The following is a 14,083-nucleotide window of genomic DNA, read 5'->3' as shown; positions in this document are numbered from 1 at the left end:
CCCCTGGCGGCCCTCCGGATGGAGGCAACCCGCCACGTCGCCTCAGACGTTAACGGGGCCGTCCGACATCTGCGCGAAGCCCGGGTGCGACGTCACGTGGAGCACCTGCGTCAGCGTGCCCAGGTGCTTCAGCATCCGGGCGATGAGGGGCAGCTTCACCTCCTCCATCCCCGTGAAGACGTCCTCCAGCAGGAAGGGGCGCTTCACCCGGGCGCTCGCCTTCTCCACCACCGTCAACCGAAGGGCCAGGTAGTACAGGTCCAGGTCCTTCGCGGGGAGCTCGCCCACGGGCACCCGGCGCCCTGAGACCAGCGCGAAGGCCTTGCCCTCGCGGTCCCACTCGATGCCCTGGTAGCGCCGGTCCGTCAGCGCGGTGAGGTACTGGACGCACCGCTCCTTGAGCATCCCCTGCACGGACAGCACGTCGGTGGTGAACACATCCGCCGCCTGGGACAGCAGCACGGGCGAGGGGTCCTCCAGCGGCTCCACGGGCACGGAGCCATCCGGCCCGGGTGGGGCCGGCGCGGGCGGCGCCTTGGCCAGGGCGATGGACTCCTTCACCCGGCCGAGCTCCCGCTCCACCTCGCGGACGTCGCGGACGTACGTGCCCTTCTGCGTCAGCTCGGCGTTGAGCGCCTCCGCCTCCGCCTTCAAGGCCTGAACCTGGGTGGCGGCCGCGAGGTAGTCCGGGTCCGACTCCAGGGTGTGCAGTTGGTCCTGCAGCTCCGCCACGCGCGCGCCCAGCAGCTCCTTGCGCTCCAGGGCCGGAGCGATGCCGTCCAGCTCCTCCACGTCGAGCGCCTTCTGCGCCATGCGCAGCGGGGCCGCCTCGGCTTCGTACTCGTCGAGGATCTTCTTCTCGCGGATGTCGAAGCGGTTCTCCTTGCTGCCATGCCGCGTGGCCTTCTGGAGGTCCTCCACGTAGCGAAGCGCCATGAAGGCAGCCAGGCCGAACGCGGGGATGTCCAGCAGCGCCAGGTAGCGGAAGGTGCGGTCCACGCCGAAGCCCAGGCCCACGGCCAGCGCCAGGAACAACACGCCCCCGCCCAGGCCGGCCCAGAAGCCCTTGTTCTGCGTCAGCGGCGCCACCGAGGCGGGGCGCACCTCCGCCTCGTTCTCCCGGTCCGCGTGGAGGCGCGCCAGGGCCTCGTCGCGCCGGGCAAGCACCTTCGGGTGGCGCTTCACGCGGTTCATGATGTCCTGGGGCAGCCCCAGCGACTCGGGCGTCGGCGCCGCGCGCCAGGCGGCCTCCGCCTCGGCGATGGCCACCTTGAGCCCCTCGGTCCCCTTCAGCTTCTGCTCGGCGTCGAAGAGCTGGGAGGCCACCCCGTCAGCCTTGAACTGGAGCCCATCCACCTCCGTGGAGGCGGCCAGCTCCTGCTCCAACGCGCGCAGCTTCGCCTCGGCGGCGGGGATGTCCTCCGCGGGCAACACGGTGGAGGCGGACGCCAGCGACGGGTACCGGCCCGACGTCTTCGGGTCCACCTTCGCCGCCGCGGCGGCCGGCTTCCTGGGGCGGCGCGACGGGAGCTGCGCCAGCTGGAGGCAGTACACCTGCTCGAAGGTGGTGCGCGGCGGAAGGCCCGCCTGCCCCCGGAGGAACTGGCTGATCTCCGACGCGTCCGACGACACGAGCTCCGGCTGCTGCGAGGAGGGATTCATCCGGTGCAGCGTCCCCGAGCCGCCCAGCTCGCGCAGCACGCGGTACGTCACCCCATCCACCCCGATGAACGTCAGCGCCGCCTTGCCGGACCTGGCGCCGGGAGCGACGAAGCTGGCGTCACTGCCGCGCCCATCCGCGAAGAGCAGCGCGAGGGACAGACCCGCCAGGGGGCTCGACTCCGCCGTGGGCGGCTTGAGGACGAGGTATCCCGCCTTGAGGGCAAAGCGCCCCGCGGGGGAGAAACCGCGGACGTTCTGGACGGCGACTTCGGCGAATTGCATGGCCCGCGCATGTTAGCGCGAATGAAAAAAGGAGCGTCCTGGATTGGACGCTCCTTTTCACTGCCCAGGCGCGGGAAGCGCTCAGGAGGCCGCGGCGGCCTTCTTGGCGGGCTTCGGCTCTTCGATGGTGTCGACGCGCGCCGCCTTGCCCTTGAGGGCGCGGAGGTAGAACAGGCGCTTGCGGTTCACGGCACCGCGCGACAGGACCTCGATCTTCTCGTAGCGTGGGCTGTGCAGCGGGAACACGCGCTCGACGCCAACGCCGAAGGAGAGCTTGCGCACCGTGAAGGTGGCGCGGTGGTTGCCCTTCGTCTTCCGGATGACGATGCCCTCGAACGCCTGCACGCGCTCCTTCTCGCCCTCCTTGACCTTCCAATGGACGCGCACGGAGTCACCAGTGTTGAACGTGGTGACATCCTGGCGCAGGAACTTGGCCTCGATGTGCTGAATGGCGGCGTGGCGCATGACGAACTCCGGAAAAACTTGAACTGACGCGATGGTCGCGTGAAAGAGCGGGCCGTACTAACAGAGAGAGCGGTGTCGGACAAGCCCTGATGATCCAACCCGCTAGCAACGCTCAGGGTTACAGCTCTTCCTCCCGCCGGGCCAGAAGTTTCTGGTCGGCCTTGGACAACTCCAGGCGGGCATACAGGTCCGGGCGGCGCTCCTGGGTGAGCACCAACGCCTTCCACCGGCGCCAGCGGGCGATCCGCGCATGGTCGCCAGACTGGAGGACGGCCGGCACCTCGGCGCCCCGGAAGACGGGCGGGCGGGTGTACTGGGGATGCTCCAGCAGGCCCTCCTCGAAGCTCTCCGTGACAGACGAGTCCACGTTGCCCAGCACCCCGGGCACCAGCCGCGCCACGGCGTCCACCACCGTCATGGCGGCCAGCTCGCCGCCGGTGAGGACGAAGTCGCCCAGGGACAGCTCCCCGTCGAGGTGCGCCATCACCCGCTCGTCCACGCCCTCGTAGCGGCCACACACGAGGATGAGCCCCGCCTCGTGGCGCACCAGCTCGCGGGCCGTGGCCTGGGTGAAGGTGGGCCCCCGCGGGCTCATGAGCAGCACCCGGGCGCCCGGGTGCCGTGCCTTCGCCGCTTCAATCGCGGCGACCAGGGGCTCCGGCTTCATCACCATGCCGGCGCCGCCGCCATAGGGCGCGTCGTCGGTGACGCGGTGCTTGCCCTCGGCGAACTCGCGGATGTCGGTGAGGGTGGTGGCCAGCAGGCCCTTCTCCTGGGCCTTTCCGAGGATGCTGGCGCCCAGGTAGCCGGACACCATGCCGGGGAACAGCGTGAGGATCTCCACCGGGTACGGTGGGCTCATTCCGCGTCCTCCGGGCCTCCACCCGCCTCGGCGCCCTTGCGCCCCGCCTCGATGTACTCGGGCGGGTGGATGACGATGCGCCGCGCGGCGAGGTCCACCGTGGGGACGAACTCGTCCGCGAAGGGCACCACCAGCTCTTCACGGCCCGCCGCGCGGATGACCAGGTTGGGCACCTCGCCGGTGGCCCAGATCTCCTCCACCCGGCCCAGCGCGTTCCCCTGGGCGTCCACCGCCTCCAGCCCCACGAGGTCGCCCTGGAAGTACTCCCCCTCTTCAGGGGGCTCCAGGTCCTCGCGGAAGACGAACACCTTGGCGCCCACGAGCGCCTCCGCGTCGTTCCGCGTCTCCACGCCCTCGAGGACCACGAGGTTCTCCTTGGGCGTGGGCCGGAGCGCCTCCAGCCGGAGCTCGCGCTCCACCCCGGCCCGCGTCCGCACCCAGATGCGGTCCACGGTGTCGAGCGTCTCTGACGCCGGATCCAACGCGCGGATGGCCACCTCGCCACGCAGCCCGTGGGCACGCGAGACGTACCCCAGCTCCAGGTAGGGACTGGCCGTCACTGCGCGGTGTCCGGCGCGGCCGGTGCGCTTGCCGCGTTGCGCCGGTCGTCGAGAATCTCCAGGCGGACCTTCTGCCCGGACTTCTGGGCGGCGGCGTTGAGCAGTGTCCGGAGGGCATTCACGGTGCGCCCGTCACGGCCAATGACCTTGCCGACGTCCTCGGCGGAGACCTTCAGCTCGAAGAGCCGGGCCCCTTCCGCCTCGGACATGCGCAGGCTGACCTGGTCAGGATGGTCGACCAGGGCCCGCGCCAGATAGGTGATGAGCTGCTCCACGTCCACCGGAGCGTGGCTCAGACCGCGGGAGCGGGCTTGGCCTTGCCGGCGACCTTGATGAGGTCAGCGACCGTCTCGGACGGCGTCGCGCCCGTCTTCAGCCAGTAGTTGAGGCGCTCCTCGTTGAACTCCACCTTCGGCGGCTCCAGGTTCGGGTCGTACGCGCCCACGGCCTCGATGAACTTGCCGTCCCGGGGGTTGCGGGAGTCGGTGGCGACCACGTGGTAGTACGGCTTCTTCTTGGCGCCCGCGCGGGCAAGACGGAGGACAACGGCCATTGAATGCTCTCCAACGAACAGGAAACGTCTCAGGAAAGGGGTGGCGCTCTTAACGCCGCTCCCGCTGGATTGTCAAGGAAGCTCGGGACCTTATGTCGGACTCTCGGCCCCGGCTTGCTGCTCACCGGTATTGGCGAGCTGCCCGCAGGCGCCGGCGATGTCCCGGCCCCGGTTCCTGCGGATGTAGGCGGCGACATGGCCGTCCGCGAGGATGGCGCGGAACTGCTCCGCCCGCTCCTCGCCGGTGCTGTGGAACCCCAGGCCGGGATTCTCATTGTAGGGGATCAGGTTCACCTTCACCGGGATGCCCTTGAGCAGGTCGATGAGCCGGTGCGCGTCCTCGTCCGCGTCGTTGAAGCCCTGGATGAGGACGTACTCGAAGGTGATGCGGCGGCCCTGACGCAGCGGGAACTTCCGGCAGGCGTCCAGCAGGGCCGCGATGTTCCACTTCCGGTTGACGGGCATCGTCTTGCTGCGCTGCTCGTCGGTGCTGGCGTTGAGGGAGATGGCCAGCTTGACGTCCGTCTCCTTGCCGAAGCGCTCAATCATCGGCACCAGGCCCACGGTGGAGACGGTGATGTGCCGGTGGCTGAAGTTCGGCCCGTCCTGGGACTGGAGGATGGCGAGCGCCGTCTTGAGGTTCTCGAAGTTGTGCAGCGGCTCCCCCATCCCCATGAACACCAGGTTGGAGAGCGGGCGCAGCGTCTCGTGGCCCTCGTTCTTGCGGACCTCGCGGTTCACCGCGTGGACCTGGGCGACGATCTCGCTGGGCGTGAGGTTGCGCTTGAGCCCCATGGTGCCCGTCATGCAGAAGCCGCAGGCCATGGCGCAGCCCACCTGGGTGGACACGCACAGCGTCCGGCGGTCCTCGGTGGGCATGTAGACGGACTCGATGTAGCGCCCGTCCCGCGTCTTCCACCGGTACTTGATGGTGCCGTCGGAGCTGCGCAGCTCCACGTCCTTCACCAGGGGGATGATCTCCGCCTTCGTCCGGAGCTTCTCGCGCAGCGCCTTGGACAGGTCCGTCATCTCGTCGAACGAGGTGGCGCCGCGCTGGTGCAGCCAGCGGTAGATCTGCGGGGCGCGGAAGGCGCGCTCGCCCAGCTCCTCGGTGACGAAGCGCGCCAGCGCCTCCATCGACAGGCTGGCCACGTCCACCAGCCTGGCGGGCGCGGGAGCCGGCAGCGGCTCGGTGACTGGCAGCAAGGTGGCGGAGGTCTCTGACATCGTCGTAGCGCTTAACGGAGGGCCCAGGGGCGTCCCTTCCCACACCTGGGCACGGCAAGTCAAAGGAGCCCCTGCTCCCCCGCCCGCCTCGTGGACACTCCCGCTCGCTTCTCCTGGAAGAACAGCGGCCCGGGCCCGCGCCTTCTGGAGCGCGGACACCGGGCCTGGAACGGCGGCCCCGCGGGGGGCCGGCCGGCTACTTCTGGTACGGGTAGGAGTGGATCTCCGTCTCCCGGAAGAAGTACGCGATCTCGATCTTCGCGTTCTCCAGGCTGTCGGAGCCGTGCACCGTGTTCTTGTCGATGCTGGTGGCGAAGTCCTTGCGGATGGTGCCCTCGGCCGCCTGCGCGGGGTTGGTGGCGCCCATGATGTCCCGGTTGGCGAGGACGGCGTTCTCACCCTCCAGCACCATGAGGACGACCGGGCCGGAGATCATGAACTGCACCAGGTCCTTGAAGAAGGGCCGGGACTTGTGGACCGCGTAGAAGCCCTCGGCCTGCGCCTGGGACAGGTGCTGCAGGCGGATGGCGACCGGCTTCAGCCCCTTCTCCTCGAAGCGGCTGATGATCTTCCCGATGACGCCCTTCTCCAGGCCGTCCGGCTTGATGATGGACAGCGTACGCTCAATCGCCATGTGACTGGCTCCTTCTGGTGTTTCCGTTGGGGTTTAGCGCTTCTTCGGAGCGCCCCGCTTGAGGGCCTCCTGAAGGGTGGTGCCCAGCTCGGCGGGGCTGGCGGACATCAGGATGCCCGCGGCCTCCATGGCCTTGATCTTCTCCGTCGCCGTGCCCTTGCCGCCGGAGATGATGGCGCCGGCGTGGCCCATGCGCTTGCCCGGGGGCGCGGACTGGCCCGCGATGAAGCCGGCGATGGGCTTGGTGAACTCGCGCGCCACGTACTCCGCGCCGCGCTCCTCCGCGTCACCGCCGATTTCGCCAATCATGATGACGGCGTCGGTGTCCGGGTCCGCGTTGAAGAGCTTCAGCACGTCCACGAAGTCCGTGCCGTTGACCGGGTCACCGCCGATGCCCACGGCGGTGGACTGGCCCAGGCCGAGCTGCGTGAGCTGGTGCACGGCCTCGTAGGTCAGCGTGCCGGAGCGGGACACCACGCCGATGCGGCCCGGCTTGTGGATGTGGCCCGGCATGATGCCGATCTTGCACAGCGCGCCGGGGGTGATGACGCCCGGACAGTTGGGGCCCACCAGCCGGACGCCCGGCTTGTCCTGCAGGTAGCGCTTGGCGCGCACCATGTCGTTCACCGGGATGCCCTCGGTGATGACGATGATGAGGGCCACGCCCGCGTCCGCGGCCTCCATGATGGAGTCCGCGGCGAAGGGCGGCGGCACGAAGACGACGGACGTGTTCGCGCCCGTCTCCTTCACGGCCTCGGCCACCGTGTTGAACACGGGGACCTTGCCCTCGAACGTGGTGCCGCCCTTGCCCGGAGTCACCCCGGCGACGAGCTTCGTGCCGTACTCGAGCATCTGCTTCGCGTGGAACGAACCCGCCGAGCCCGTGATGCCCTGGCAGAGGACCTTCGTGTTTTCGTTGACGAGAATGGCCATGGCGTTCTTTCCGGAAAAGAGTGCGCGGGACTACTTCACCGCGGCGACGGCCTTCTCCGCCGCCTGACGCAGGTTGTCCGCCGGGGTGATGGCGAGGCCGGAGTTGCTCAGCAGCTCCTTGCCCTTCTCCACGTTGGTGCCTTCCAGCCGGACCACGAGCGGGACCTTGAGCTGGACCTCCTTCGCCGCGGCGATGATGCCCTCGGCGATGACGTCGCACTTCATGATGCCGCCGAAGATGTTGACCAGCACCGCCTTCACGGCCGGGTCCGCCAGGATGAGCTTGAAGGCCGCGGTGACCTTCTCCTTGTTGGCGCCGCCGCCCACGTCCAGGAAGTTGGCCGGGCTGCCGCCCACCAGCTTGATGGTGTCCATGGTGGCCATGGCCAGGCCGGCGCCGTTCACCATGCAGCCGATGTTGCCGTCCAGCGCGATGTAGGCCAGGTCCCACTCCTTGGCCTGGATCTCACGCGGCTCCTCCTCGGCCAGGTCGCGGTACTCCAGCAGGTCCTTGTGCCGGTAGAGCGCGTTCTCGTCGAAGGTCACCTTCGCGTCGAGCGCCACCACGCCGCCATCCTTCAGGATGACCAGCGGGTTGATCTCCACGAGCGAGGCGTCCGTGTCGATGAACATCCGGTACAGCGCCGAGCAGAACCGGGCGAACTTGTTCACCGTGGGGCCGGACAGGCCCAGCCCGAAGGCCAGCTTGCGGCCCTGGAAGTCCTGGAAGCCCACGGCCGGGTCCACCGACTCGCGGAGGATCTTCTCCGGGTGCTTCTCCGCCACTTCCTCAATCTCCACGCCGCCCTCGCGGGAGGCCATGAAGGTGATGCGGCTGGTGGCGCGGTCCAGCGTCACGCCCAGGTACAGCTCCTGGCCAATGGCGAGACCTTCTTCGATGTAGACCTTGTGGACCGTCTGGCCTTCCGGCCCGGTCTGGATCGTCTTGAGCTTCATGCCCAGCATCTGCTTGGCCAGCTCCTTGGCCTCGGCGGGGCTCTTGGCCAGCTTCACGCCGCCGCCCTTGCCGCGGCCACCTGCGTGGATCTGGGCCTTCACGACGACCACGGAAGTGCCGAGCTCCTTCGCCGCGGCCTCCGCTTCATTGGCGGAAAGAGCGAGGATGCCCTTCGGCGTGGGCACGCCGTACTTCCGGAAGATTTCCTTGCCCTGGTACTCGTGGATCTTCATCGAGGCTCCGGTGGAGACGAGGGAGACAGCCTGAACAGAGGCGTCAGCGCCGGGCCCTCATTGCGCAGAAAAGGACGGAGTGCAAGACCGTTTGACCCCGGTACACCTGCATCGTCCGACAGGGGTCATGGCAGATAATCAGGGATGTCCGCGAAGATGAGGCTGCCTTCACGGCGGAACACTCCAGGGACATCCAAACGGCAACGGCCCCGCCCGGCGTCTCGTGGGACGCCGGCCCGGGGCCGCTCGAAGCCGGACATCGCCGGGGACGCTCGAGCGAGCGCCCTACCCCGGGCCCCCGCCGTGGCCGTGCTTCTCCTCGGCGGCGAAGAAGATGTCCTTGATGGTGAGCTTGGTCACCTCGCGGTTCATCACCGCGATGGACGTGACGAGCGGGATCTCCTTCGGGCAGACCTTCACGCAGTTCTGCGCCTTGCCGCAGTCCTGCACGCCGCCGGGCCCCATGAGCGAGCGCACGCGCTCCTCGGCGTTCATCTTGCCCGTGGGGTTCATGTTGAACAGGCGGGCCTGGCTGATGGCCGCGGCGCCCACGAAGTCGTTCTCCTGCGTCACCTGGGGGCAGGCCTCCAGGCAGCTTCCGCAGGTGATGCACGTGGACAGCACGTACATCACGGACTGATCTCCGGGAGACTGGCGGGGGCCGGGGCCCAGGTTGTGCGTCCCGTCGACGGGCACCCAGCCCTTGATGCGCTTGAGCGCGTCGAACATGCGGTCGCGGTTCACCGTGAGGTCACGCACCACGGGGAACTTGCTCATGGGCTCCAGCGTGATCGGCTGCTCCAGCTTGTCGATCAGCGCCGAGCAGGCCATGCGCACGCGGCCGTTGATGTTCATGGCGCAGCTGCCGCAGACCTCCTCGAGGCAGGCGGCGTCCCAGATCACCGGGGCCACCTTCTTGCCCTCCACGGTGACGGGGTTGCGCTGAATCTCCATCAGGCACGAGATGACGTTGGCGCCCTTCACATAAGGGAGCTTGAACTCATCGAAGTGGCCTGGCTTCGCGGGATCATCCTGCCGCCAGATGCGGAAGGTGACGGTCTTGTTGGTGACAGCGGATGCCTGTGCAGTGTCCATGTGGCTCGACCCTTCACTTCCAAATCAGTTGAGTGGTTCCCGTCTCAGGCGTACCAGCGCGGCTCGGGGTCCAGCACGGGCGTGGGGATGTCCTGGTAGTGGATCTGCGGACCGGCCTCGCTGTACGTCGCGATGGTCGTCTTGGCCCACTTCTCGTGGCGCGCGCGCCACAGGCTCATCCAATCCGGGTCCTGCGTCGGGTCCTTCGTCTTCGGCTCGGGCAGCGAGAAGTCCGGCTTGTAGTGCGCGCCGCGGCTCTCGTCGCGGAGCAGCGCGCTGGTGGCGATGACCTCGCCCAGCTCGAACATGTTCCAGAGCTGGTTGGTGTACGACAGCGCGCGGTTGGCCACGTTGCCCGTGTCCAGCACGTTGACGTTCTTCCAGCGCTCCTTCAGCTCGCGGATCTTCTCCACCGTCTTCTTCAGGCGGTCGTTGTAGCGGACGACGGTGCAGTTCTCCGTCATGGTGTCGCCCAGCTCCTTGGCGAGCCCGTACGGATTCTCCGTGCCGCTCATCTTGATCATCGTGGCGAAGCGGTCCTGCCAGTACTTCTGCGCCGCCTGGAAGTGCTTCTCCGGCATGGCCGCCGCGCTGGTCGTCTGGCTCTTGGCGAAGGACGCCATGGCCGGGCCGCCGATCATGCCGGAGTAGATGCAGGACAGCAGCGAGTTGGCGCCCAGGCGGTTCGCGCCGTGGAAGGCGTAGTCCGCCTCGCCCGCGGCGTAGAGGCCGGGGATGGTGGTGGACTGGTTCTTCGGGCTGCCCTCGGCCGGCGTCATCGTCTTCGGGTCGGCCTCGAAGTTCACGTACAGGCCGCCCATGGAGTAGTGCATGCCCGGGAAGATGACCATGGGCACCTTGCGCGGGTCGTCACCGACGAACTTCTCGTAGATCTCCATGACGCCCTTGATCTTGGCGTCCAGCACCGGCGCGGGGATGTGCGTCACGTCCAGGTACACGCCGTCCCGGCCGCCAATGCCCATGCCCAGCTCGCGGCAGACCATGAAGATCTCGCGGGTGGCCACGTCGCGGGGCACCAGGTTCTTGTACTTGGGGTACTTCTCCTCCAGGAAGTACCAGCGCTCCGCCTCCGGGATCTGCTGAGGAGGACGGGTGTCGCCCTTCTTGCGGGGCACCCAGACGCGGCCGCCCTCGCCGCGCACCGACTCGCTCATCAGGCGCAGCTTGTCCTCGCCCGGGATAGACGTCGGGTGCACCTGGATGAACTCGCCGTTGGCGTAGTTCGCGCCCTCCATGTAGGCGCGGCCCGCGGCGGTGCCGGTGTTGATGATGGAGTTGGTGGAGCGCCCGAAGACGATGCCCGGGCCACCCGTGGCCAGGCAGACGGCCTCGGCCGGGAAGGTGCGGATCTCCATGGTGCGCAGGTCCACCGCCACGCTGCCGATGCAGCGCCCGGTGTCGTCCTTCACCGTGCCGAGCCACTCCCAGTACTCGTACTTGGTGACCTTGCCCTCGGCCTCGTAGCGGCGGACCTGCTCGTCCAGCGCGTAGAGGAGCTGCTGGCCGGTGGTGGCGCCGGCGAAGGCCGTGCGGTGGTGCAGCGTGCCGCCGAAGCGGCGGAAGTCCAGCAGCCCTTCCGGCGTGCGGTTGAACGTCACGCCCATGCGATCCAACAGGTAGATGATGCCCGGGGCGGCGTAGCACATGCCCTTCACGGACACCTGCTCCGCCAAGAAGTCGCCGCCGCGCAGCGTGTCCTTCACGTGGATGTCCGGATGGTCACCCTCGCCCTTGGTGTTCACCGCGCCATTGATGCCGCCCTGGGCACAAACGGAGTGGGAACGCTTCACCGGGACGAGCGAGAGCACATCCACCTGGTGACCCGCCTCCGCGAGCTTGATCGTCGTCATCAGCCCGGCGAGACCGCCGCCCACCACCGTGAACCGCGCTGCTGCTGCCATCATCGTCTCCTTGACTGCCAAACGCCGGACACTGCTCTTCAGAGCCGACCCGCCAGGTGGCGCGCCAGGGTCCGGACGTCCCGTGCGAGTTCTACAGGCTAGTTAACTTGGTGAAAACGCGCTGCAACGATGGCGTCCGGGGCAATTAGCCCGCGTCATCCACAGCATCAGGCACAGGGCCCGCCAGGTCTCCCCGGCGGGCCGCACGTGACCGCCCGGCGATTACAGCTTGACGGAATCGACCGTCTTCTTGACCGACTGGAAGGACTTCTCCAGCTCGGCCTTCTCGCCGTCGTTCAGCTCGACGGTGATGATCTTCTCCACGCCGCCCGCGCCGATCTGCACGGGGACGCCGAAGAAGTAGTCCTTGATGCCGTACTGGCCCTCCAGCAGGGCGGCGGCCGGCAGGACGCGCTTGCGGTCCTGCAGGAAGCTCTCCGCCATGGCGATGGCGGAGGCCGCGGGGCCGAAGTAGGCGCTGCCCGTCTTGTACAGGCCGACCAGCTCCGCGCCGCCGGTCCGGGTGCGCTGGATGATGGCGTCCAGCTTGTCCTTGGCGATCAGCTCCGTCAGGGGCACGCCGCCCACCGTGCTGTGGCGCACGAGGGGGACCATGTCGTCGCCGTGGCCGCCCAGCACCAGGGCCTCCACGTCGCGGATGGAGGAGCCCAGCGCCTCGGCGACGAAGCACTTGAAGCGGCTGGTGTCCAGCACGCCCGCCATGCCGACCACCATGTGCTTGGGCAGGCCGGCGATCTTGTGGAGCGCGAACACCATCGCGTCCAGCGGGTTGGCCACGTTGATCACGAAGGCGTTCGGGGCGTGCTGCTTGATGTTGCTCGCCACGTCCGTCATGATCTTCAGGTTGATGTCGAGCAGGTCCTCACGGGACATGCCCGGCTTGCGCGGCATGCCGGCGGTGATGATGATCACGTCCGAGCCGGCCACGTCCTTCCAGTCCGTGGAGCCCGTCACGCGGCAGTCGTAGCCGTCAACGGCGGAGAGCTGGTTGATGTCCAGCGCCTTGCCCTTGACCAGGCCTTCGGCCGCGGGGATGTCGAACAGCACCACGTCACCGAGCGACTTCTGCACCGCGAGCAGCGCCAGGTTGCCGCCGATCTGCCCGCCGCCGATGAGGCTGATCTTCTTCTTGCCAGTCTGAGCCATGGATCCGTCTCTCCTTGGTCCCCATCCGGGGACTACATGTTCTTGATGATGGCCTGCCCGAACTCGGAGCACTTGACCTCGGACACCCCGCTCTGCCCCTCCTGCTTCATCAGGCGGGCGAAGTCGTAGGTCACCGTCTTGCTGGCGATGGCGCGGTCCATGCCCTTGATCATCAGGTCGGCCGCCTCGTGCCAGCCCAGGTGCCGGAACATCATCTCACCGGAGAGGATGACCGAGCCCGGGTTCACCTTGTCCTGGTCCGCGTACTTGGGCGCCGTGCCGTGCGTGGCCTCGAACACCGCGTGGCCCGTGACGTAGTTGATGTTGCCGCCCGGCGCGATGCCGATGCCGCCCACCTGCGCCGCCAGCGCGTCCGACAGGTAGTCGCCGTTGAGGTTCAGCGTGGCGATGACGTCGAACTCGTCCGGACGGGTGAGGACCTGCTGCAGGGTGATGTCCGCGATGGAGTCCTTGATCAGGATCTTCCCGGCGGCCAGCGCGGCCTTCTGCTCCGCGTTGGCGGCGTCCTCGCCCTTGGCGGCCTTGGTGGCCTCCCACTGGTCCCAGGTGTAGACCTTGTCACCGAACTCCCGGGCCGCCAGCTCGTAGCCCCACTTGCGGAAGGCGCCCTCGGTGAACTTCATGATGTTGCCCTTGTGGACCAGCGTGACGCTCTTGCGCTTGTGGTCCACGGCGTACTGGATGGCGGCGCGGATCAACCGGCCGCTGCCCTCCTGCGACACCGGCTTGACGCCCAGGCCCACGTTGGCGGGGAAGCGGATCTTCCCGAACTCCTTCGGGAACTCCTGCTTCAGCAGGCCCAGGAACTTCTCCGCGGCGGGGGAGCCCGCCTCGAACTCGATGCCGGCGTAGATGTCCTCCGTGTTCTCGCGGAAGATGGTCATGTCGACCTTCTCCGGCGTCTTCACGGGGCTGGGCACGCCCTTGAAGTAGCGCACGGGCCGCAGGCAGACGTACAGGTCCAGCATCTGCCGCAGGGCCACGTTCAGCGACCGGATGCCGCCGCCCACCGGCGTCGTCAGGGGGCCCTTGATGCCGACCAGGTAGGTGCGGAAGGCCTCGACCGTCTCGTCGGGCAGCCAGTTGTTGACCGCCTTGAAGGACTTCTCGCCGGCGAGCACCTCGTACCAGGCGATCTTCTTCTTGCCGTTGTAGGCCTTCTCCACCGCGGCGTCGAACACCGCCTGGGACGCGCGCCAGATGTCACGGCCGGTGCCATCACCCTCGATGTAGGGGATGATCGGGTGGTCCGGAACCGACAGCTTGCCGCTCTGCAGGGAGATCTTCTCTCCGGATGACGGGGGCGCCATGGATGTGCTCCTGAGAAGGTGTGACCGTGTAAGAATCGGCGCGGGATAGTCGAGAACCCGCCCCGCGACGTCAAGGAGTTTGGCCACGGGCTGACGCGGAACGACTTATCGGAGCCAGCGGCCGGGCGCGGAATAACGGCCCGCCTCCGCGGGCGCATGCCCCAGCGCCGCGACATTCCCGTTGGATCAACGAAAAAGG

General features: G+C 68.0%; 14 protein-coding genes. All 14 read right to left on the bottom strand.

Going from position 1 to position 14,083, the window contains the following annotated elements; translation table 11 throughout:
- Positions 1 to 42 precede the first annotated feature (42 nt).
- Positions 43 to 1,944, bottom strand: a complete 1,902-nt coding sequence (locus tag MYMAC_RS17610) for an AAA family ATPase (protein WP_095958908.1) — start codon at positions 1,942 to 1,944, stop codon at positions 43 to 45.
- A gap of 81 nt (positions 1,945 to 2,025) precedes the next feature.
- Positions 2,026 to 2,409: a 50S ribosomal protein L19 gene (gene rplS, locus MYMAC_RS17605; protein ID WP_013940146.1), complete on the bottom strand. Its 384-nt coding sequence runs from the start codon at positions 2,407 to 2,409 to the stop codon at positions 2,026 to 2,028.
- A 118-nt stretch (positions 2,410 to 2,527) separates the two neighbouring features.
- On the bottom strand, positions 2,528 to 3,271 hold the full coding sequence (gene trmD / locus MYMAC_RS17600; protein ID WP_095958907.1) for a tRNA (guanosine(37)-N1)-methyltransferase TrmD: 744 nt from the start codon (positions 3,269 to 3,271) through the stop codon (positions 2,528 to 2,530).
- A complete protein-coding gene (rimM, locus tag MYMAC_RS17595) occupies positions 3,268 to 3,831 on the bottom strand; it encodes a ribosome maturation factor RimM (protein ID WP_013940144.1) in 564 nt (187 codons plus the stop codon). Before rimM ends, trmD begins: the two co-directional genes overlap by 4 nt.
- Positions 3,828 to 4,112 (bottom strand): KH domain-containing protein, encoded by a 285-nt coding sequence (locus MYMAC_RS17590; protein ID WP_013940143.1) that lies wholly within the window; start codon positions 4,110 to 4,112, stop codon positions 3,828 to 3,830. The genes rimM and MYMAC_RS17590 overlap by 4 nt, the downstream gene beginning before the upstream one ends.
- 11 nt (positions 4,113 to 4,123) lie before the next feature.
- Positions 4,124 to 4,384: a 30S ribosomal protein S16 gene (gene rpsP / locus MYMAC_RS17585; RefSeq protein WP_002640623.1), complete on the bottom strand. Its 261-nt coding sequence runs from the start codon at positions 4,382 to 4,384 to the stop codon at positions 4,124 to 4,126.
- Between the two features lie 90 nt (positions 4,385 to 4,474).
- Positions 4,475 to 5,611: a dual-specificity RNA methyltransferase RlmN gene (gene rlmN, locus MYMAC_RS17580; RefSeq protein ID WP_095958906.1), complete on the bottom strand. Its 1,137-nt coding sequence runs from the start codon at positions 5,609 to 5,611 to the stop codon at positions 4,475 to 4,477.
- 196 nt (positions 5,612 to 5,807) lie between these two features.
- Positions 5,808 to 6,245 (bottom strand): nucleoside-diphosphate kinase, encoded by a 438-nt coding sequence (gene ndk, locus MYMAC_RS17575; protein ID WP_095958905.1) that lies wholly within the window; start codon positions 6,243 to 6,245, stop codon positions 5,808 to 5,810.
- Positions 6,246 to 6,278: 33 nt separating this feature from the next.
- Entirely contained in the window at positions 6,279 to 7,178 is a 900-nt protein-coding gene (gene sucD, locus MYMAC_RS17570; protein WP_095958904.1) for a succinate--CoA ligase subunit alpha, read from the bottom strand.
- Positions 7,179 to 7,208: 30 nt separating this feature from the next.
- The gene (gene sucC, locus MYMAC_RS17565; protein WP_013940140.1) at positions 7,209 to 8,369 is read right to left on the bottom strand and encodes an ADP-forming succinate--CoA ligase subunit beta; all 1,161 of its coding nucleotides are present in this window, start codon (positions 8,367 to 8,369) and stop codon (positions 7,209 to 7,211) included.
- 285 nt (positions 8,370 to 8,654) lie between these two features.
- Positions 8,655 to 9,464 carry a succinate dehydrogenase iron-sulfur subunit gene (gene sdhB, locus MYMAC_RS17560; protein ID WP_013940139.1) on the bottom strand — a complete coding sequence of 270 codons (810 nt, stop codon included), beginning with the start codon at positions 9,462 to 9,464 and terminating at the stop codon, positions 8,655 to 8,657.
- Between the two features lie 44 nt (positions 9,465 to 9,508).
- Entirely contained in the window at positions 9,509 to 11,386 is a 1,878-nt protein-coding gene (sdhA, locus tag MYMAC_RS17555) for a succinate dehydrogenase flavoprotein subunit (RefSeq protein WP_095958903.1), read from the bottom strand.
- Between the two features lie 222 nt (positions 11,387 to 11,608).
- On the bottom strand, positions 11,609 to 12,553 hold the full coding sequence (gene mdh, locus MYMAC_RS17550; protein WP_095958902.1) for a malate dehydrogenase: 945 nt from the start codon (positions 12,551 to 12,553) through the stop codon (positions 11,609 to 11,611).
- A 32-nt stretch (positions 12,554 to 12,585) separates the two neighbouring features.
- The gene (gene icd, locus MYMAC_RS17545) at positions 12,586 to 13,884 is read right to left on the bottom strand and encodes an NADP-dependent isocitrate dehydrogenase (protein ID WP_095958901.1); all 1,299 of its coding nucleotides are present in this window, start codon (positions 13,882 to 13,884) and stop codon (positions 12,586 to 12,588) included.
- Positions 13,885 to 14,083 lie beyond the last annotated feature (199 nt).

Origin of the sequence: Corallococcus macrosporus DSM 14697, assembly GCF_002305895.1 — a bacterium.
Classification (GTDB): Bacteria; Myxococcota; Myxococcia; order Myxococcales; family Myxococcaceae; genus Myxococcus; species Myxococcus macrosporus.
Note: the sequence above shows the minus strand (reverse complement) of the source record. Positions and strands in the feature narration are given on the sequence as shown.

Bases quoted from the DNA above. Each gene is read 5' to 3' on its own strand.
- sdhB (WP_013940139.1), bottom strand. From the start codon at position 9,464: ATGGACACTGCACAGGCATCCGCTGTCACCAACAAGACCGTCACCTTC.
- icd (WP_095958901.1), bottom strand. From the start codon at position 13,884: ATGGCGCCCCCGTCATCCGGAGAGAAGATCTCCCTGCAGAGCGGCAAG.
- ndk (WP_095958905.1), bottom strand. From the start codon at position 6,245: ATGGCGATTGAGCGTACGCTGTCCATCATCAAGCCGGACGGCCTGGAG.
- sdhA (WP_095958903.1), bottom strand. From the start codon at position 11,386: ATGGCAGCAGCAGCGCGGTTCACGGTGGTGGGCGGCGGTCTCGCCGGG.
- trmD (WP_095958907.1), bottom strand. From the start codon at position 3,271: ATGAGCCCACCGTACCCGGTGGAGATCCTCACGCTGTTCCCCGGCATG.
- MYMAC_RS17610 (WP_095958908.1), bottom strand. From the start codon at position 1,944: ATGCAATTCGCCGAAGTCGCCGTCCAGAACGTCCGCGGTTTCTCCCCC.
- sucD (WP_095958904.1), bottom strand. From the start codon at position 7,178: ATGGCCATTCTCGTCAACGAAAACACGAAGGTCCTCTGCCAGGGCATC.
- sucC (WP_013940140.1), bottom strand. From the start codon at position 8,369: ATGAAGATCCACGAGTACCAGGGCAAGGAAATCTTCCGGAAGTACGGC.
- mdh (WP_095958902.1), bottom strand. From the start codon at position 12,553: ATGGCTCAGACTGGCAAGAAGAAGATCAGCCTCATCGGCGGCGGGCAG.
- rpsP (WP_002640623.1), bottom strand. From the start codon at position 4,384: ATGGCCGTTGTCCTCCGTCTTGCCCGCGCGGGCGCCAAGAAGAAGCCG.
- rplS (WP_013940146.1), bottom strand. From the start codon at position 2,409: ATGCGCCACGCCGCCATTCAGCACATCGAGGCCAAGTTCCTGCGCCAG.
- rlmN (WP_095958906.1), bottom strand. From the start codon at position 5,611: ATGTCAGAGACCTCCGCCACCTTGCTGCCAGTCACCGAGCCGCTGCCG.